Here is a 17,575-nt window from a genome sequence, read left to right on the forward strand (position 1 = left end):
ACCGCGTATTTTACCTTCCCTGAAAGTCAGTTCCTTGGATCACGTCTCGTCCCCAGATGAAGTCTTTTCATTCACCCGCCTGCGTAGCGCCGCGCTGTCTTGCCTGAAAGAAACCCGTCCTGCCGCCAAGTGCAGTTCCGTGCGGGCCTTGCGCGCCGCGTGGCAGGCCGGCCAACTGGAGCTGGAAGCCGAGGACCTGGCGGCCACCGAATCCGGCAGCGGCATTCCCGGGCGCCCGGCGCGACCCGAGCTGGTTTCTCCGCTGCAGGTGAAGCATCGTTCCATGGGCACGCCCGAAGGCAGGGCGGCGCTGATCCATGCGCTGGCCCATATCGAGTTCAATGCCATCAACCTGGCGCTGGATGCGGTCTGGCGCTTCGCCGGCATGCCCCGCGAGTTCTATGAAGACTGGCTGCAGGTGGCCGATGAGGAAGCCTATCACTTCAGCTTGCTGGCCGATCACCTGAAGACGTTGGGTCACGACTACGGCGACTTCACCGCCCACAATGCCCTGTGGGATATGGCCGAGTCCACCAAGGACGACGTCCTGGCCCGCATCGCCCTGGTGCCGCGCACGCTGGAAGCGCGCGGCCTGGATGCCGCCCCGCCAGTACGCGCCAAGCTGGCGCAGGCCGGTGACCTGGCTGCCGCCGAGATCCTGGACATCATCATGCGCGACGAGGTCGGCCATGTGCTGATCGGCAATCGCTGGTTCAACTGGCTGTGCGAGCAGCGCCGGCTGGATCCGGTGACGACCTTCGCCGAGCTGTGCCAGCGCCACCGCGCTCCGCCCCTGCGCGGCCCCTTCAATCTGGAAGCGCGGCGCGCGGCCGGCTTTTCGGAAGAGGAAATGCTGATGTTCAGCGATATTTCGCGATGATCGACGAATTTGCAAGAAATGTAAGCAAATTTGGCAGCCTCAGGCCGGGGCAGGCTGCTGTGCTATCTTCCCCTCCAATCCCGTCAGATCGGGATCGTTAAACATGAACGGAAAGGATGAAAACATGAAGAAGATGTCCAAACTGCTGGCCGGTGTGGCCGTGGGCCTTGCCGCCATTACCTTGCTGGCGGCCTGCCAGAAAAAGGAAGAACCGGGTCCGGCCGAAGCGCTGGGCAAGAAGATTGACGGCGCCGTGCAGGAAGCCGGCAAGAAGCTCGATGAAGTGACCGGCCAGACCAAGGACCAGGCGGCCGAATCCGGTTCCAAGCTCGATGGCGCCATGGACAAGGCCAAGGCCGATGCCAAGGAAGCCTACGAAAAGACCAAGGAAGGCGCCAAGGACCTGGCCCAGAAGACCGGTGAAAAGATGCAGCAGGCCGGTCAGCAGCTGCAGGACGCTTCCAAGAAGTAAGTCTTTCCACGGGGCAGCTACTGGCCGCCCCGTCTCGCACACGATGCCGTCCCGCGCCTGCCGGACGGCATCTTGCTTTGCGGGCCTCAGTCGCGGGCGTTGTGGATCAGGTCGATCACCATCTTGTGGATGGAGGGTTCCAGCGCCAGCGCCACGTGGCCGATCCCGATGACCGGGATGTTCCAGGCGCCCTCCAGGTGGGCCGAGCTTTGCGGCGAGACGATGTTGTCGTGCTGGGAATAGATCGACACGATATGGCCCAGAGCATCGGCTTCTTCGGTGGCGGCCAGTTTTTGCAGCCATTCACTGCTCTGTCCTTCTTCGTAGCGGCCCAGCCAGTTCATTTCCCCGCAGTTGATGCCGATGCCGAAGTTGGCGATGGCCGTGCCGTGGTGCGGCGAGCCCAGGGTAATGACGCGCGCCACGCTGTCGCAGCCATGGTCGCGCAGGTAGGCGCGGGCCGCCAGGCCGCCCATGCTGTGGGCGACGATGACGATCTTCTTCTGGCCGGTCTCGGCCTGTACCCGCTGCACGGCCGCATGGACCAGGGGCGCGTATTCATCGATGCTGCCGAAGACCGGCTCCATGTCCAGCGCGTAGTGGGTAATGTGGGCTTCGCGCAGTTCGAGGCTCAGCCAGCGCCAGTAGCCGCTGTTGCAGCCATAGCCGTGGATGAGCAGCACCGGCAGGGATGTGGTATCGGGATAGCTGAACTGGTCGAAGCGCAGGAAGGGCATGGCCCACGAGGAGCACAGCATGGTGGCGCGGAATTCGCGCAGGAACAGGGTGGCCACCTGCAGCCAGGTGATCTCGACCGGATTGGAGGTGCGGCCGCGATAGGGCCAAGTCAGGAAGAAGCTGTTGGCCGTGATCTGGGCGCGCAGCAGCAGCACGATGAGCACGCCCCCGACTGCGGCGGCCACGATGGGCCAGTCGAAATGCCGCAACAGGAAATAGAACAGGATCGCGATGCCGAACTGGATGAGGAGCAGGGTTCTGGAGATGCGTGAAATCATGCGGGCGTCAGTCCGGGCGATCAGGTACAGGGGCATGCGGGTGCATGCGTTCGCCCGAGAGCATAACAGAGCGCGGGGAAGCGCTCATGTCGGCTTCATGACTTGGATTGCATGCTTGCTGCAGCCTTGGCGGCCGGGACGGCGTCGATCAGGCGGGTGCCGGCCAGGCGGTCGTGCAGGAATTGCCCGTTCGGGTCCAGGCGCGAGCTCATGGCCCAGAGCAGCAGGTTGGCCGCCGGGATGAGCACCAGCAGCCAGGCCTGGCCGCGCGCCAGCGACGCCAGCGCCAGTCCCGGCAGGATCCACAGCCACGCCAGCACGAAGCGCAAGGCGGCGCGCCACAGGCGCAAGGGCTGGCCGTCGCGGTCGACCACGCGGAAACGCCAGGTCTTCATGGCCAGCGTCTGGCCACCGTGCGTCCAGAACCAGATGAAGTACACCGCCAGCACCAGGAACAGCCAGCCTTCCAGCGCATGGCGCAGGTAGAGAGCGTGGCGCTGCTGCAGCAAGGTCGAAAACAGCCAGCCAGACATGAACAGCACGCCAAACAGCAGCATCGATTCATACAGCATGCTGCTCATGCGGCGGCGCAGGGAGGGCGTGGTGAGTTCCGGCATGTTCCTGTTCGTTCCGTTCTGGCTAGGGTGGCGTGAAGAATCTGTGCACGCAGCGTGCGCTGCGGCCGGCAGATGGTAATGCAATCAGGCGCGCTTGCCTATGTGAAGGCTTGAGGCAGAGCAAGCTGGGGACGTACGAGGACGGAGATCCGCCCTCAACGGCATCTCGCCCGGTCTTGGTGCGGGCACAAATGCGAACCGCCCCAACGGGGCGGTTTCAATCCATCGCCGCAGACGGGCAACGGAAACATTCAATGAAGAGAGGGATTTACTTGCCGTCGCCTGTCGTGCCGGTCACTGGCGCCACCGCTGCGCTGACAGCCACGGTCGCAGGCGTCGATGCGGTTGGTGCAATTGCCGGCACGGGAGTGGCCTGCGAGCCCGGCGCTTGGGCAGGCGCTGGAGCAGGAGCGGCTGCAGGCACGGGCACTTGGGCAGGGGTGACCGGCAGGGAGCGATCCAGCGCCTCGGCAGGCAGCTGGATGGTCGGTGCGGCCGCCGACGGCGAGGTCGGCAGCTTGGCTACTCGCTTGGGCAGCTTGGATTCGGCCAGCTTCTTTTTCTGTTCTTCAGACAGCTGCTGGTATTTGGCCCATTGCTCGTGTTTTTCTTCCGCGTCCAGCTTCTTGGCGCGGGCGTAATTGGTGCGGGCAGCGCTGCGTTGAGCCGGGGTCAGCTTGACCCAGTCGCGCATGCGTTCATGCAGGCGCTGCTGTTCTTCGGGCTTCATGTTGGCGTAGCGCTTGCCGATCTCGAGCCATTTTTCCCTCTGCAACTCGCTCATGCGCGGCCATTCGCCGGTCAGCGGCTCCAGTGCCTGATGCTGGGTGGGCGAGAGGTTGGCCCAGGCCAGCTTGTTCTCGGGCTTGCGTGCAATGCTCTTGCCGGCGGATTTGTTGGCGTGGGCGGCGGCCGGTGCCGCCGGCGTGCCGGCCACCGTTGCAGCAGGGCTGGCGGCAGGAGCAGGTGCGGCCGACGGTGCCGCTGCAGTGGAGGGCGCGTTCTGCGCCACAGTCCAGGCACAGCTCAGTCCACCGGCCAGCACCGCCAGCGCCAGCGCAATGCGCGAGAAGCGGGCGGTAGCCTTTACAGGAGTGCCGGTGGTCTTGTGCATCGTCTTATTGTCCCTTTTCAGCCAGGAAGGCGTTGAAACCATGATCCAGATAAGCCGACAGCGGCAGCTCGTCGGACAGGACGGCCGCGTCAATATCAGCCAGGTAGCTCACGCGCTTGGCGTTTTCATGCTGGTAGATGCCGGCAAACAGGATGATGCCCACCAGCAGCGGGGCGGCCACGCCCAGGCGGCTCCACCACGACGGTTTCTCGGGCGACATCATGGCGCCACCGAAGGCGCCGGCCAGCGCCGGCTGTTCCACACGTTTGTGGATCGGCGCCTGCTTCTTGCGGGCCAGCGCCACGCGGCGGGCAGCCGACAGGCTTTGCAACGTGTCCTCAGACAGGTTGTCGAGATTGGCGTCAAGCGCCAGCTTCACCTTGTAGGCGAATTGCATTTCCTTGTTGGTCATAATGAGATTCCTTTGGCTCTGAGAGCTTGAGCCAGCGCGTGCGTTGCGCGGGAGCAATGGGTTTTGACGCTACCTTCGGAGCAACCCATGGCGGCGGCTGTTTCCGCCACGTCCATGTCCTGCCAGTAACGCATCAGGAATGCTTCCCGTTGACGCGTTGGCAGCTTTTGTATTTCGGCATCGATCAGGTTCAGCGTCTGCTCGCGCTCGACCTTGTCCGCGCTGGATTCGGCGGCCTGGGAGCCGTCTTCCGATTCCAGGCTCTCCAGCAGGTCGAAATCGTCGCCGCCCTCGCCGTCGCCGCCATTGCCTCCAAAGCTGGAGAACAGGCTCACCCAGGTGTTGCGCACCTTTTCGCGGCGGAAGAAATCATGAATGGTGTTCTGCAGGATGCGCTGGAACAGCATCGGCAGCTCATCGACCGGCTTGTCGCCATACTTCTCGGCCAGCTTGATCATTGCATCCTGAACGATGTCCAACGCGGCTTCATCCTTGCGCACGGCATACACCGCCTGTTTGAAGGCGCGGCGTTCGACACTTTCAAGAAAATCAGAGAGTTCTTTGTCAGTTGCCATGCAATACGGTGTGCCGGATGGGTCACCGGTCAATTCAGGAAAAATCCTGCATATTGACCAGCCAAGATGCGAAAAATGCAAGAAATCGTCAAAAAGCAGACCGAATGCTAGCAAATATGGCCCCTTTTGTCCTGAAGTTTATCCTCGGGCCCGCCCGCGAACGCGAGTATTGACAACGATTTCACCGGAATTCGCTTGACCAAAATGATGCAAGCCATTACTGTCCTGTTTCCCGCCTCCCACATCTGGGGCGTTTTTATTCCTTGCCGGTGCTTCACATAAGGTTGTGCCGGTTCGAGGAAACGCTTTATAGGTTTAAAGCTTGTTTGTTCTAACCCGTGCCACAAGCGCGAGGAATCTGTAGAAGTCGATTTGTACCAAGGCTGAACGAGTCGCGTTGAGCGACGTTTCAAACTCCACTACGGTTGGAGCGCAGAAACGGCGTGACCGCACAAGGAAGGGATGCCGCCGGCAAGACGACCAATGCGATTCCGTCAGGAGAGAACATCCGATCAATTTCCAATGGACCTTGAAAGGAAGCAGCATGAGTGCTGAGCAACTCACCGGCGCGGATATACTCGTCCGTTGCCTGGCTGAAGAGGGTGTTGAACACGTCTTCGGCTATCCTGGTGGCGCCGTCCTCTATATCTACGACGCAATCTTCAAGCAAGACAAATTCCAGCACATCCTGGTTCGTCACGAACAGGCCGCCGTGCATGCCGCTGATGCGTATTCGCGCAGCTCGCAGAAGGTCGGCGTGGCCATCGTGACCTCCGGCCCCGGCGTGACCAATGCGGTCACCGGCCTGGCCACGGCCTACATGGACTCGATTCCCATGGTGGTGATCTCCGGCCAGGTGCCGTCGACCGCCATCGGCCAGGACGCGTTCCAGGAGTGCGACACCGTCGGTATCACCCGCCCCTGCGTGAAGCACAACTTCCTCGTGAAGGATGTGAAGGACCTGGCGGAAACCGTCAAGAAAGCCTTCTATATCGCCACCACCGGCCGTCCCGGCCCGGTCCTGGTCGATATCCCGAAGGACATCACCATGCATACCTGCGCCTACGAGTATCCGAAGGCGGTGGAAATGCGTTCCTACAAGCCGGTCGACAAGGGCCACTCGGGCCAGATCCGCAAGGCGCTGCAGCTGCTGCTGTCGGCCGAACGCCCGATGATCTACACCGGCGGCGGCATCATCCTGGCCAATGCTTCGCCCGAGCTCAACAAGCTGGTCGATCGCCTGGGCTACCCCTGTACCAACACGCTCATGGGCCTGGGCGCCTATCGTTCGTCCAGCGACAAGTTCGTGGGCATGCCCGGCATGCACGGTACCTACGAAGCCAACATGGCCATGCAGCACTGCGACGTGTTGATCGCCATCGGTGCGCGCTTCGATGACCGCGTGATCGGCAACCCGAAGCACTTCGCCTCGAACGCCCGCAAGATCATTCATATCGATATCGACCCATCGTCGATTTCCAAGCGCGTCAAGGTCGACATCCCCATCGTGGGCAACGTCAAGGACGTGCTGCAGGAACTGCTCTCGCAGCTGGATGCGGCCGAGACCCGCCAGAACGGCGCGGCGCTGGATGCCTGGTGGAAGCAGATCAACGAATGGCGCAAGCGTGATTGCCTCAAGTTCGCCACCTCCGACGAATTCATCAAGCCGCAAGCCGTGGTGCAGAAGGTGTGGGAAGTGACCAAGGGCGATGCCTTCATCACCTCCGACGTCGGCCAGCACCAGATGTGGGCCGCGCAGTATTACGGTTTCGACAAGCCGCGCCGCTGGATCAATTCCGGTGGCCTGGGCACCATGGGCGTGGGCCTGCCGTACGCCATGGGCGTGCAGATGGCCAATCCCGATGCGACGGTGGCCTGCATCACCGGCGAAGCCTCGATCCAGATGTGCATCCAGGAGCTGGCGACCTGCAAGCAGTATCACCTGACGCCCAAGATCATTCTGCTGAACAACCGCTTCCTGGGCATGGTGCGCCAGTGGCAGCAGATCGACTATGGTTCGCGCTATTCCGAGTCCTACATGGATTCGCTGCCGGACTTCAACAAGCTGGCGGAGTCCTACGGCCACGTCGGCATGAAAATCGAGAAACCGGGCGATGTCGACGGCGCGCTGCGCGAAGCCTTCGGCATGAAGGACAGGCTGGTCTTCATGAACTTCATCACGGATCAAACCGAGAACGTCTGGCCGATGGTCAAGGCGGGCAAGGGTTTGACTGAAATGTTGCTGGGTTCGGAGGATCTCTAACATGCGCCATATCATTTCTGTGCTGCTCGAAAACGAAGCCGGCGCATTGTCCCGTGTCGTGGGCCTGTTCTCCGCACGCGGCTACAACATCGAAACGCTCACCGTTGCACCCACCGAAGATTCGACCCTGTCGCGCATGACCATCGTGACCTCGGGTTCGGATGATGTGATCGAACAGATCACCAAACACCTGAACCGCCTGATCGAGGTGGTGAAGGTCGTCGATCTGACCGAAGGCGCGCACATCGAGCGCGAACTGATGCTGATCAAGGTGCGCGCAGTGGGCAAGGAACGGGAAGAGATGAAGCGTACTGCGGATATCTTCCGTGGCCGCATCATCGACGTCACCGAGAAGACCTACACGATCGAGCTGACCGGCGCCAAGAGCAAGCTGGACGCCTTCATCGACGCCCTGGATCGCACCGCGATCCTGGAAACGGTCCGTACCGGCGGCTCCGGCATCGGCCGCGGCGAACGGATCCTGAAGATCTGATCGACCGCGCCAGCAGTACGCATCACACACACATACATACATTCAAATTCGAGTTACTCGGAACATAGGAAAAAATCATGAAAGTTTTCTACGACAAAGACGCAGACCTGTCCCTGATCAAGAACAAGAACGTGACCATCATCGGTTACGGTTCGCAAGGCCACGCCCACGCCCTGAACCTGAAGGATTCCGGCGTGAAGGTGACTGTTGGCCTGCGCAAGGGTGGCGCTTCGTGGAACAAGGCTGAACAGGCTGGCCTGAAGGTCGCCGAAGTCAATGACGCGGTCAAGGATGCCGACGTCATCATGATCCTGCTGCCGGACGAAAACATCGGCCAGGTCTATGCAGAAAACGTCGCTCCCTTCGCCAAGCAAGGCGCCACCGTCGCCTTCGCGCACGGCTTCAACATCCACTATGGCCAAGTCGTGCCGCGCGCTGACCTGGACATCATCATGATCGCCCCCAAGGCCCCCGGCCACACCGTGCGTTCGACCTACAGCCAAGGTGGCGGCGTGCCGCACCTGATCGCCGTGCACCAGGACAAGTCCGGCTCGGCCCGTGACCTGGCCCTGTCGTACGCCACCGCCAACGGCGGCGGCCGTGCCGGCATCATCGAAACCAACTTCCGCGAAGAAACCGAAACCGACCTGTTCGGCGAACAAGCCGTGCTCTGCGGCGGTACCGTGGAACTGATCAAGGCCGGTTTCGAAACCCTGGTCGAAGCTGGCTACGCGCCGGAAATGGCCTACTTCGAGTGCCTGCACGAACTCAAGCTCATCGTCGACCTGATCTATGAAGGCGGCATCGCCAACATGAACTACTCGATCTCCAACAACGCCGAATACGGCGAGTACGTGACCGGCCCGCGCGTGATCAACGCCGAGAGCAAGGCTGCCATGAAGAAGGTCCTGGAAGACATCCAGACCGGCGAATACGCCAAGAGCTTCATCCTGGAAAACAAGGCCGGTGCACCGACCCTGATGTCGCGTCGTCGTATCAACGCCGAACACCAGATCGAAATCGTGGGCGAGAAGCTGCGCGCCATGATGCCCTGGATCAAGGCCAACAAGCTGGTCGACCAGACCAAGAACTGATCTGCCGCTGCAAGCTGCAGTCCAGGAAAACGCCACGGTTCGCCGTGGCGTTTTTTTTCGTGCGTGGGCAAGGCGAGGGTGCTTGAATTGTCATTGTGTTACGCCTTGTTGCACTTGGCCAAGAACCAATCCTTGACGGCGCTCGTCGAAGTGCAGGGTTGATGCTTTCGATATGAAGCTATCATCACCCCGTCACCGACCAAGAATAAAGAGGATCCCTTATGACACCTTCCCGCAAACTGATGCTGGGCGCCGTTCTGGCTACCGCCTGTATCGCCACCCAGGCGCAGACCGCCATGAGCGCCCCGGCCCCGGTCCCGACCACCGGGTCCATGGTCGTGGTCCCGGCCAATGGCGAGATCAGCGTGCCCAACGACCAGGCGCGCGTCACCCTGCAAGTCGAAGAGCAGGACAAGGACAAGGCTGCTGCCGCCTCCCGCGTGAACCAGAAGATGAAGCAGGGCATCGACCTGCTCAAGCGCCAGGACACGCTAGCCACGTTGAAGAGCTATGGCTATTACACCTACGCGGTCTATGCCGAACCGCCGCAGGTCACGCCGCAACAGCCACGCCAACCGGCCAAGGCACGGCAAGTCGTGGGATGGCGCGTCGGCCAGTATCTGGAGATGACCACCGAGAACCTGGCCGCGCTGCCCAAGACCGTCTCTTCGGCCCAAGCCCTGATGAGCCTGAACGGCCTGCAATTCGGCCTGAGCCCGGCGGCCGCCAAGAAGCTCGATGCCACCCTGGTCAATGCGACCTATCGCAACCTGGAAGAGCGCATCGGCTTCATCGCCAATGCCATGCATCGCGCCCCGTCGGATGCAGTGATCGAGACCGTGGACTTTGAGGGCTCCGGCAACTACGCCGCGCCGGCCCCGGCCCCGATGATGGCCAAGGCCATGCGTGCCGACATGGTCCAGGAAAGCACGACGGTAGCCGAGCCCAGCTTCGAGCCGGGCGAATCCACCGTGAGCATGCGCCTGGTGGGCAAGGTGCGCTTCAAGTAATGCGGATGGCTCCGACCGGAGCCGCGTCAAGAATCGTCAACCCGCTCGGGTTGGCAGGGGAGGGAGGCTATAATCGGCCTCCCTTTCCGTTTCAAGAAGATCATCTCATCATGCGGACCATCACCAAGCTGCTGCTGCCGCTGTTCACCGCACTGGTGGCCAGCACGGCGCACGCCGACATCTGCGCCGACCTGCGCGCCATCCACCAGCAGTCGCAGTCGCACTTCGACGGCTGGAAGAAAGACGGTCCCGATTCCGTCATGAAGGGCGACAAGCGTGGCCCCGTCTATCTCTCCAACTTCATGCTCGATGGCGCTGAGAGCTGCGCCATTGCCGGCAATTCCTCGGTCTACACCTGCATCTGGCGCTATGCCACGCCGGCCGACATGGGCCGCGCCTACCAGCGCCTGGTCAACGATGTGAAGGCTTGTGCACCGCTGGCCAAGGAGCCGCCGGGCGTCATCGCCGACGAGCCCCAGGAACGCCGCCAGGGCGACCTGCGCCAGATCACTGAAGTCACCGGCCTGGACTATGCCGATGCCGAAGTGACGATTCTGATCGGACAGATGCAATTGACCGGTCCGCGCGGTCTGGCGCGCAATGAGCTCAAGCTGAGCTTCTCCCGCCCGCAGCCGCGCTGAGCCGCTGCCGGGCAACGCCCTGGCCCGGTTCTCGAAAATTGTCCTGGATGACCCCAGATGCACCGCCACCGGCCGGATGGCGGCGCATTTCATTGCATTTAACGGGCGCTGGACTAGAATAGGCACGCTTTTACTTTTGAACTTTCCGCGAGCACTGCGCGATCATTGGAGCAACATTGAACAATAACCACTATCCCCATCCCATCATCGCCCGTGAAGGCTGGCCCTTCCTGACCATCGCCGTGGTCGTGGCAGCGCTGGCAACCTATTTCTGCGGCGCCTGGTCCTTCCCGCTGTGGATCATCGCGCTGTTCGTGCTGCAGTTCTTCCGCGATCCGCCGCGCGTGATCCCGCAAGCCGCCAATGCCGTGCTGTCCCCGGCCGATGGCCGCATCGTCGTGGTGGCCCGTGCCCATGACCCCTACACCGACCGTGAAGCCCTGAAGATCAGCGTCTTCATGAACGTCTTCAACGTCCACTCCAACCGCGCCCCGGTGGATGGCAAGATCGAGAAGGTGCAGTACTTCCCCGGCAAGTTCGTCAATGCCGACCTCGACAAGGCCTCGCTGGAAAACGAGCGCAATGCCCTGGCCATCACCACCACCAGCGGTCACAGCGTGACCTGCGTGCAGGTGGCCGGCCTGATCGCGCGCCGCATCCTGTGCTACGTCAAGGCGGGCGATACCCTGGCCCGTGGCCAGCGCTACGGTTTCATCCGCTTCGGTTCGCGCGTGGACGTCTACCTGCCGCTGACGGCCACTCCCAAGGTCACCGTCGGTGAAAAGGTCTCGGCCACCGAAACCATTCTGGCCGAACTCTGATCACACCATGAAGGCCTCACCGTGGCGCGCGCCAGCCTGTACTTGCAGCGGCCTCACGGATGAGGCCCGAGCGCAGACTGCGTGCTGCGATTTCCGTCCTCCTCACTGATAGACATCGATGCCCACATTACGACGACGCAAGGCCAAAGCCGGCATTCCCTTCCCGAAATCGCTGCGCCGCCCCAAGGCCGCGCAACTGGACGAGGCCGGGCAGGTAGTGGCACGGCGGCGCTCGCGCGGCATCTACCTGTTGCCCAACGCCTTCACTACGGCCGCGCTCTTCTGCGGGTTCTACGCCATCGTGATGGCCATGAACCTGAAGTTCGACTACGCCTCCATCGCCATCTTCGTGGCCATGGTGCTCGACAGCCTGGATGGCCGCGTGGCCCGCATGACCAACACGCAAAGCGAATTCGGCGCCCAGTACGACAGCCTCTCCGACATGGTCTCCTTCGGTGCCGCCCCGGCGCTGGTGGTCTATGAATGGTCGCTGCGCGGCATGGGCAAGCTGGGCTGGCTGGCGGCCTTCGTGTATTGCGCCGGCGGTGCCTTGCGCCTGGCCCGCTTCAATACCAACATCGCCGTGGTCGACAAGCGCTACTTCCAGGGCTTGCCCAGCCCGGCGGCAGCGGCTTTGGTGGCCGGTTTCGTCTGGCTGATGGATGACCTGCGCTTTGCCGGCACCGACCTGAGCTGGTATGGCTGGGTGATCACCCTCTACGCCGGCATCACCATGGTCACCAACGTGCCGTTCTACAGCTTCAAGGATGTCAACTTCCGCAAGCCCGTGCCCTTCATTGCGGCACTGCTGGTGGTGGTGGCGCTGGTGCTCATTTCCAGCGATCCGTCCAAGGTGCTGTTCGGGCTGTTCGTGCTGTATGGCCTGTCCGGCTATGGCGTCTACCTCTGGCGCCGCCTCAAGGGCAAGCCGGTCAGCATCGTGCAGACCAAGGATGAGCATGGCGATACGCCGCACTGATGCCTGTGGAGGTTCGGTTCGCTGAGCCTCTTGCTGCAAGACAAGAAACACCCGGCCCCGGCCGGGTGTTTTTCATGGCGCCAGCCATGCGCCCGTCGCCGCCGCCAGGCATGCCTTGCGGGGCAGGCCAGAGTTTCCTAAAATCCCATGGTAGGCGCGTTATTGCATATCGCGCGTTGATGGTATGAACATGGCAATCACATCCTCCCCCTTGACCACGCTGGGCAGCCTGGACCCTTACGGCCTGGGCAGCAGCGGTTCCAGCGGCACGCCCAATCCGGTGTCTGCGGCCAGCAATCCTGCGGCCGTGGCGCAGGCGGTCGAGCTGTCTTCGGAGGCTTCGGTGATCGTGACCCTGGGCGGCGGTTCTTCCGGCAATTCCGGCCTGACCTACAATGCAGCGGGGCTGTTCGATTCCATCGTCAACGCCGGCTCCTCGGCCGGCACCTCCACTGACCTGACCCAGAACCAGGCCACCCAGAGCTATTACCAGGGTGTGCTGGGCAGCATCATCGTGCCGGGCTCCACCTCGGGCATCTATGATGGCTCGGGCATGTTTGCGGGGCAGGGGCTCAGTTCGGAATTGTCTTTGCTGCTCAAGTCCCAGCCTGACCTGACCGGTTCCATTGTCGAGGACATCGTCAACCAGAACGTGGTCGGCGGCCTGATCTCGACCCTGGCCTGAACCGGGGCGCCTTTCCTCAAGAATGTTCAGTCGGTGATGAGCGCGGCCAGCTGTGCGCACAAGGCGGCATCCTGCGCGCTGCGTTCGCTGACTCGATGATCCACGCCCGGCAAATCGATGATGCGGCATGCGCTGGCAGCGGTAGCGTGCTGGCGGATCAGTTCGGCGATCTCGGCCGGGATGACGGCGTCGTCGCTGGCGCGGACCAGGGTGAGCCGTCCGCGATAATGGCGCATCATCTGCAGCACCTCGGCCTCCCGCCAGCTGTGCGGGCGCCGTAAAGCCGCACTGAAGGCTGCTCCGAAAGGCAGCGTAAAGGCGGCACCATCGTAGAGCGCACCGACCAGCGTGACGACATGGGTGATCTGGTTCTCCGCCCGGCAGGCCAGGCGCAGGGCGATTTCACCGCTCATGCTCACGCCCACGACAGTGCGGGGGGCGACGGTAAAACGGTCCAGCGCGGCTTGCGCTTCGTCCAGGCGTTTGGAGAGGGAATTGGGCAGCAGGGCACTGCTTTGCCCATGGCCGGAAAAATCGATGGCGGCACTGGCACAGCCGCGTGCCGCCAAGGCCTGCCGCAGCGGCCATTGGCGTTGGCGATCGCCTTGCCCGGCCCCATGCAGCACCAGCGTGCGGACCGGCTGGCCGGGCGTGCAGCGCAGGATATCGGCCGCGAGCGTTTCCGCACCCGCTGCCAGGGCCAGTTCTTCACGCGGGCAGGCAGGGGCGTCGAGCATGGTTTCAGTCGTCCGGATGACGGCGCTCGAGGCCTGGCGTGCTGGCGTAATAATGGCGTTTTGCTTCATACATCAGGCTGTCGGCCCGCTGCACCACCTGTTCCAGGCGCTCGCCGGGAACGCCGGTAGCCGCGCCCATGGACAGGCTCAACGCGACGCCGGAGTAATACTGATTGTTCACTTCGACCAGTTTCTGGATCTGGTCCATCAGCAACTGGCAGCCGCGCTCGTCGGTGGCCGGCAGCACGATGGCGAATTCGTCACCGCCGGTGCGCGCCACGCTGCCCGGACGTTCCACCGCCTTGCCCAGCACTTCGCCCACGCGGCGCAGCAGGGCGTCGCCGGTGGCGTGGCCCATTTCATCGTTGACCTCCTTCAAGCCATTGAGATCGGCCACGATCACGCTGACCGGGAAGGGGCCCTTGCGCTCCAGGCGGTTCAGTTCATCGACCATGTAGGCACGGTTGTGCAGCTTGGTCAGTTCATCGTGCTTGCCGAGGAATTCCAGATAGGCTTCGGCCTTCTTGCGGGCGGTGATGTCGGTGAGCGCCACCAGCACCAGGTCCCAGTTGTTTTCGTGTCCCGGGAAGACAGAAAACTGCAGATGGACGTGAAGGGTTTCACCGGTCAGCGAGTAGTTCACCACTTCACGGTGGTGTAACAGGTTGCCGTTCCACAGTTCGATCAACTGTTCGTTGAAATGCGGACGCATGTCGTCGCGGAAGACGTCGGTCAGCCGCGAGAGCAGGGTGGCCTTGTCCGGGGCCCCGAACATGGACAGGGTCTGGAGGTTCACATCGATGACACGGATTTCCTGCATGCAGCGCTCCACGAATTCCGGATGCACATCCGTGAAGGTACGGAAATCGGTGATGCCGATGCGGCGCAGGTCGTCGAAGAGGCGCTTGACGGCGCTGAAATCTTCCACCCACAGCGAAATGGGTGAATATTCGAACAGGCCGCGCGCGTAGTTTTCGCTACGGGAGAGTTTCTTGCGGGCGGTTTCGCGCTCGGTGACGTTCTCGATGGCCAGCAACACGTAGTCCCAGCTCTCTTCGCTGCCGGGCATGATGCGCCCGGAGAGCTGGATGTCCAGCCGCTTGCCGCCCAGGGTGTAGTTGACGGTATAGCTGGAGAAGGTGGTGCCGCCATTCCAGAGCTGCACCATTTCATCGATGAAGGTATCGATCATGTCATCCCGGAAGATCTTGTCCAGGTTGGCCACCAGGTGCGCCAGGTCGCGCGCTTCATACCATTCCAGGGTACGGCGGTTGACGTCGACCACGCGGATCTGCATGGCACAGGCCTGGGCGCGGCTGGGATCGGCGGTCAGATAGCTGCGCAGGTCGGTCACGCCATCGGCGCGCCACTGGTCGAACAGGCGTTTGAGGCCGCTGTAGTCCTCTTTCCATAAGGAAACAGGCGTCAGGTCGAAAGTCTCTTGTTCAGAAAGGGCCGGGATGGAAGCCGGGGCGGAGCGGGCGAGGGAGGATTCGTTCTGCATGACACTTCATCTTTTGCTGATGATGAAGTGTAATAGTTTTACGGAAACTGCTGCAGCTCTTCCATCGCCCGTTCACCCTCTTTTGCGCAATTTTATTGCTTGAAAAGCGCGGATGATGCGGTTTTGTTGTTGGAACGTTAATTTTCATCAACTCGTGCGCGTCTGCGTGGCCCGGTTGTTCAGCGGCCGGGTCCCCATTCAGGCGCCGTGCGTGCGCCGCGCAGGGGACGCAGCAAGGCCAGCAAAGGGGCATACCATGGCTGCGCCACCGGACGCAGGCACAGCAGCTCGCCCCCTTGCGGCGCCAGCACGCCGACCCAGCCTTCGCGGGCCAGCACCATGCTTTCCCCGTCGTTGAGCCGGGTCTGGCGGCTGACCAACCGGTCCGCCTGCCAGTGCGCCGATTCGGTCACCCGCAGTTGCGGTGCCTGGCACAGCAGCTGGCTGCCGGCAGGCAGCCAGAGTTGCAGAGGCTGGCCGGCGGCCAGCGGCAGGGTCTGGGTGGTGGTGCGAGCGGGAAGCGGGGCGGGCATGGTGTTCTCCTTGTCGAATGGGCCTGCTTGCAGTCTAGGGACGGCAGCGCAGGCGCAACAGGCACAGGAAAATTCACTCTGCTGCGTAACAGGCGGCAGCTTTTTGCTCTGTTACCCCTGCTTTTCGCCTACTCTGTATCTGTTCCGGTCTTGGCCTCAAGAAGATGATGACTGTTATGGATACCCGCCTCCTCCTCCCCGACACGCAGCCTGCGGTACCGCCGCCGCTCACCCCGCCGACGGCCCTGGCCGCTCCCCCCGAGACCGGCCGTCAACCGCTGTACCGGCGCCTGGCCGAACACTATCAAGGCGCCATCCAGTCCGGCACCCTGGTGGCCGGCGACCGCATGCCCTCGGTGCGCGACCTGATGCGCCAGCACCAGGTGAGCCTGTCGACCGCCTTGCAGACGCTGCGCCACATGGAAGAGGGCGGCTGGCTGGAGGCGCGTCCGCGTTCCGGCTACTTCGTGCGCCAGCCGCGCCGCTCGGCGATCCGCCCGGTGCAGGAGCCCAAGAGCCTGATGGCCATCGATCCCGAGCAATATGCGGGCATCCACGAAAAGGTCTCCAAGTACATCGCCCTGCGCCAGAGCGGGGCGCCCCGCATCGACCTCTCCGGCATGACCTGTGCGCCCGAGCTCTATGCGGTGGAAACCCTCAAGCAGGCCGCCATGCGCGCCCTGCGCGAGCGGCCTGAACTGCTCACCAGTGCCATGCCGCACAACGGCAATGCCACCTTCCGCCAGGCGGTGGCGCGGCGTGCCTTGCATCACGGCATGCGCATCGATCATGAAGAAGTGGTCGTCACCCACGGCTGCATCGAAGCGCTCAACCTGGCCCTGCGCGCGGTGGCCGGGCCGGGCGACACGATCGCGGTGGAGTCGCCCACCTACTTCGGCCTGCTGCAGGCACTGGAAAACCTCGGCATGAAGGCGCTGGAAATCCCGACCAGCCCGCACACCGGCATCTCGGTGGAAGCGCTGGAACTGGCCGTGCGCACCTACGGCAACATCAAGGGCGTGGTGGTGGTGCCCAATTTGCAGAATCCGCTGGGCTGCATCATGCCCGACGAGCACAAGGACAAGCTGGTACGCCTGTGTGAAGAATTGCGCCTGCCCCTGATCGAAGACGACGCCTACACCGAGCTGGCCGACGGCAATGTGCCCCCCTCCAGCCTCAAGAGCCGCGACCGCAGCGGCAATGTGATCTATTGCGCATCGCTCAACAAGGTGCTGGCCCCCGGCATGCGGCTGGGATGGATGAACGGCGGGCGCTGGCATGAGCGGGTCAAGATGCTCAAGTTCACCCACACCCGCGCCAACGAGGAATGGACCCAGGTCACCGCCGCCGACTTCATCGCCAGCCCCGCCTATGACCGCCATCTGCGTCGGCTGCGCCAGTTGCTCAAGGAACAGCGCGAGCGCATGGCGGAGTCGATTGCCGCCTATTTCCCGGAAGGCACGCGCCTGAACGTGCCCAATGGCGGCGTCGGGCTGTGGGTGGAATTGCCGGTACAGGTCTGCTCCCAGCAGTTGTTCGAGCGCGCCTTGCTGGAAGGGGTGGGTGTTTCGCCGGGAGCGATCTTCTCCAACTCCAACCGCTACGGCCACTTCCTGCGCATCTGCTGCGGCCATCCCTTCACCCGCGAACTGGACCAGGCCCTGCGCCGCCTGGGCAGCATCGGCCACAGCCTGGCTTTCCAGTAGCATCTGGCATCCATCACGGAGAA

General features: G+C 62.7%; 19 protein-coding genes. 11 read left to right on the plus strand and 8 right to left on the minus strand.

Features of this window, described 5'->3' with window-relative positions; all coding sequences use genetic code 11:
• Positions 1 to 34: 34 nt before the first annotated feature.
• The gene (locus ACLRDN_RS08520; protein ID WP_413459782.1) at positions 35 to 880 is read left to right on the plus strand and encodes a ferritin-like domain-containing protein; all 846 of its coding nucleotides are present in this window, start codon (positions 35 to 37) and stop codon (positions 878 to 880) included.
• Positions 881 to 1,004: 124 nt separating this feature from the next.
• Complete coding sequence (locus ACLRDN_RS08525) at positions 1,005 to 1,352, plus strand: hypothetical protein (protein WP_413459783.1); 348 nt, start codon at positions 1,005 to 1,007, stop codon at positions 1,350 to 1,352.
• Between the two features lie 86 nt (positions 1,353 to 1,438).
• On the opposite strand, the gene ACLRDN_RS08530 is transcribed toward ACLRDN_RS08525, so the two are convergent.
• The 5 genes from ACLRDN_RS08530 to ACLRDN_RS08550 form a co-directional block, all read right to left on the minus strand.
• Entirely contained in the window at positions 1,439 to 2,368 is a 930-nt protein-coding gene (locus ACLRDN_RS08530; RefSeq protein ID WP_413460369.1) for a lipase family alpha/beta hydrolase, read from the minus strand.
• Between the two features lie 95 nt (positions 2,369 to 2,463).
• Entirely contained in the window at positions 2,464 to 2,985 is a 522-nt protein-coding gene (locus ACLRDN_RS08535; protein WP_413459784.1) for an RDD family protein, read from the minus strand.
• A 268-nt stretch (positions 2,986 to 3,253) separates the two neighbouring features.
• A complete protein-coding gene (locus ACLRDN_RS08540; protein ID WP_413459785.1) occupies positions 3,254 to 4,099 on the minus strand; it encodes a DUF3106 domain-containing protein in 846 nt (281 codons plus the stop codon).
• Between the two features lie 4 nt (positions 4,100 to 4,103).
• Complete coding sequence (locus tag ACLRDN_RS08545) at positions 4,104 to 4,511, minus strand: DUF3619 family protein (protein ID WP_413459786.1); 408 nt, start codon at positions 4,509 to 4,511, stop codon at positions 4,104 to 4,106.
• The gene (locus ACLRDN_RS08550; protein ID WP_039786760.1) at positions 4,508 to 5,086 is read right to left on the minus strand and encodes an RNA polymerase sigma factor; all 579 of its coding nucleotides are present in this window, start codon (positions 5,084 to 5,086) and stop codon (positions 4,508 to 4,510) included. Before ACLRDN_RS08550 ends, ACLRDN_RS08545 begins: the two co-directional genes overlap by 4 nt.
• A 544-nt stretch (positions 5,087 to 5,630) precedes the next feature.
• Between ACLRDN_RS08550 and ACLRDN_RS08555 the strand changes: the two genes are divergently transcribed.
• The 8 genes from ACLRDN_RS08555 (at position 5,631) to ACLRDN_RS08590 (ending at position 13,072) form a co-directional block, all read left to right on the plus strand.
• Positions 5,631 to 7,349: an acetolactate synthase 3 catalytic subunit gene (locus tag ACLRDN_RS08555; protein ID WP_413459787.1), complete on the plus strand. Its 1,719-nt coding sequence runs from the start codon at positions 5,631 to 5,633 to the stop codon at positions 7,347 to 7,349.
• 1 nt (position 7,350) lies between these two features.
• Positions 7,351 to 7,842: an acetolactate synthase small subunit gene (ilvN, locus tag ACLRDN_RS08560; RefSeq protein ID WP_008327594.1), complete on the plus strand. Its 492-nt coding sequence runs from the start codon at positions 7,351 to 7,353 to the stop codon at positions 7,840 to 7,842.
• Positions 7,843 to 7,919: 77 nt separating this feature from the next.
• Entirely contained in the window at positions 7,920 to 8,936 is a 1,017-nt protein-coding gene (ilvC, locus tag ACLRDN_RS08565) for a ketol-acid reductoisomerase (RefSeq protein ID WP_034334512.1), read from the plus strand.
• A gap of 221 nt (positions 8,937 to 9,157) precedes the next feature.
• Positions 9,158 to 9,946 (plus strand): SIMPL domain-containing protein, encoded by a 789-nt coding sequence (locus ACLRDN_RS08570; protein ID WP_413459788.1) that lies wholly within the window; start codon positions 9,158 to 9,160, stop codon positions 9,944 to 9,946.
• A 110-nt stretch (positions 9,947 to 10,056) separates the two neighbouring features.
• On the plus strand, positions 10,057 to 10,587 hold the full coding sequence (locus ACLRDN_RS08575) for a vesicle formation protein (RefSeq protein WP_413459789.1): 531 nt from the start codon (positions 10,057 to 10,059) through the stop codon (positions 10,585 to 10,587).
• 176 nt (positions 10,588 to 10,763) lie between these two features.
• Positions 10,764 to 11,408, plus strand: coding sequence for a phosphatidylserine decarboxylase (locus ACLRDN_RS08580; protein ID WP_013233751.1), 645 nt, complete (start codon positions 10,764 to 10,766; stop codon positions 11,406 to 11,408).
• A 118-nt stretch (positions 11,409 to 11,526) separates the two neighbouring features.
• On the plus strand, positions 11,527 to 12,387 hold the full coding sequence (gene pssA / locus ACLRDN_RS08585; protein ID WP_413459790.1) for a CDP-diacylglycerol--serine O-phosphatidyltransferase: 861 nt from the start codon (positions 11,527 to 11,529) through the stop codon (positions 12,385 to 12,387).
• Between the two features lie 190 nt (positions 12,388 to 12,577).
• Complete coding sequence (locus ACLRDN_RS08590) at positions 12,578 to 13,072, plus strand: hypothetical protein (protein WP_413459791.1); 495 nt, start codon at positions 12,578 to 12,580, stop codon at positions 13,070 to 13,072.
• A 26-nt stretch (positions 13,073 to 13,098) separates the two neighbouring features.
• Here the strand turns inward: ACLRDN_RS08590 and ACLRDN_RS08595 are convergent, their stop codons facing one another.
• The 3 genes from ACLRDN_RS08595 to ACLRDN_RS08605 all read right to left on the minus strand — a co-directional run bounded on the left by ACLRDN_RS08595 (position 13,099) and on the right by ACLRDN_RS08605 (position 15,846).
• Positions 13,099 to 13,809 carry an alpha/beta fold hydrolase gene (locus ACLRDN_RS08595; RefSeq protein WP_413459792.1) on the minus strand — a complete coding sequence of 237 codons (711 nt, stop codon included), beginning with the start codon at positions 13,807 to 13,809 and terminating at the stop codon, positions 13,099 to 13,101.
• A 4-nt stretch (positions 13,810 to 13,813) separates the two neighbouring features.
• Positions 13,814 to 15,313 carry a diguanylate cyclase domain-containing protein gene (locus tag ACLRDN_RS08600; protein ID WP_413459793.1) on the minus strand — a complete coding sequence of 500 codons (1,500 nt, stop codon included), beginning with the start codon at positions 15,311 to 15,313 and terminating at the stop codon, positions 13,814 to 13,816.
• Positions 15,314 to 15,492: 179 nt separating this feature from the next.
• A complete protein-coding gene (locus ACLRDN_RS08605) occupies positions 15,493 to 15,846 on the minus strand; it encodes a hypothetical protein (protein WP_413459794.1) in 354 nt (117 codons plus the stop codon).
• Between the two features lie 176 nt (positions 15,847 to 16,022).
• On the opposite strand from ACLRDN_RS08605, the gene ACLRDN_RS08610 reads away from it, so the two are divergent.
• Positions 16,023 to 17,552, plus strand: a complete 1,530-nt coding sequence (locus ACLRDN_RS08610; RefSeq protein WP_413459795.1) for a PLP-dependent aminotransferase family protein — start codon at positions 16,023 to 16,025, stop codon at positions 17,550 to 17,552.
• The last annotated feature ends 23 nt before the right edge of the window (positions 17,553 to 17,575 follow it).

The sequence above is a fragment of the Herbaspirillum huttiense genome, from assembly GCF_047300815.1.
Taxonomy (GTDB): domain Bacteria; phylum Pseudomonadota; class Gammaproteobacteria; order Burkholderiales; family Burkholderiaceae_D; genus Herbaspirillum; species Herbaspirillum huttiense_A.

Bases quoted from the DNA above. Each gene is read 5' to 3' on its own strand.
- ACLRDN_RS08525 (WP_413459783.1), top strand. From the start codon at position 1,005: ATGAAGAAGATGTCCAAACTGCTGGCCGGTGTGGCCGTGGGCCTTGCC.
- ACLRDN_RS08530 (WP_413460369.1), bottom strand. From the start codon at position 2,368: ATGATTTCACGCATCTCCAGAACCCTGCTCCTCATCCAGTTCGGCATC.
- ACLRDN_RS08535 (WP_413459784.1), bottom strand. From the start codon at position 2,985: ATGCCGGAACTCACCACGCCCTCCCTGCGCCGCCGCATGAGCAGCATG.
- ACLRDN_RS08540 (WP_413459785.1), bottom strand. From the start codon at position 4,099: ATGCACAAGACCACCGGCACTCCTGTAAAGGCTACCGCCCGCTTCTCG.
- ACLRDN_RS08545 (WP_413459786.1), bottom strand. From the start codon at position 4,511: ATGACCAACAAGGAAATGCAATTCGCCTACAAGGTGAAGCTGGCGCTT.
- ACLRDN_RS08550 (WP_039786760.1), bottom strand. From the start codon at position 5,086: ATGGCAACTGACAAAGAACTCTCTGATTTTCTTGAAAGTGTCGAACGC.
- ACLRDN_RS08555 (WP_413459787.1), top strand. From the start codon at position 5,631: ATGAGTGCTGAGCAACTCACCGGCGCGGATATACTCGTCCGTTGCCTG.
- ilvN (WP_008327594.1), top strand. From the start codon at position 7,351: ATGCGCCATATCATTTCTGTGCTGCTCGAAAACGAAGCCGGCGCATTG.
- ilvC (WP_034334512.1), top strand. From the start codon at position 7,920: ATGAAAGTTTTCTACGACAAAGACGCAGACCTGTCCCTGATCAAGAAC.
- ACLRDN_RS08570 (WP_413459788.1), top strand. From the start codon at position 9,158: ATGACACCTTCCCGCAAACTGATGCTGGGCGCCGTTCTGGCTACCGCC.
- ACLRDN_RS08575 (WP_413459789.1), top strand. From the start codon at position 10,057: ATGCGGACCATCACCAAGCTGCTGCTGCCGCTGTTCACCGCACTGGTG.
- pssA (WP_413459790.1), top strand. From the start codon at position 11,527: ATGCCCACATTACGACGACGCAAGGCCAAAGCCGGCATTCCCTTCCCG.
- ACLRDN_RS08590 (WP_413459791.1), top strand. From the start codon at position 12,578: ATGGCAATCACATCCTCCCCCTTGACCACGCTGGGCAGCCTGGACCCT.
- ACLRDN_RS08595 (WP_413459792.1), bottom strand. From the start codon at position 13,809: ATGCTCGACGCCCCTGCCTGCCCGCGTGAAGAACTGGCCCTGGCAGCG.
- ACLRDN_RS08600 (WP_413459793.1), bottom strand. From the start codon at position 15,313: ATGCAGAACGAATCCTCCCTCGCCCGCTCCGCCCCGGCTTCCATCCCG.
- ACLRDN_RS08605 (WP_413459794.1), bottom strand. From the start codon at position 15,846: ATGCCCGCCCCGCTTCCCGCTCGCACCACCACCCAGACCCTGCCGCTG.
- ACLRDN_RS08610 (WP_413459795.1), top strand. From the start codon at position 16,023: ATGGATACCCGCCTCCTCCTCCCCGACACGCAGCCTGCGGTACCGCCG.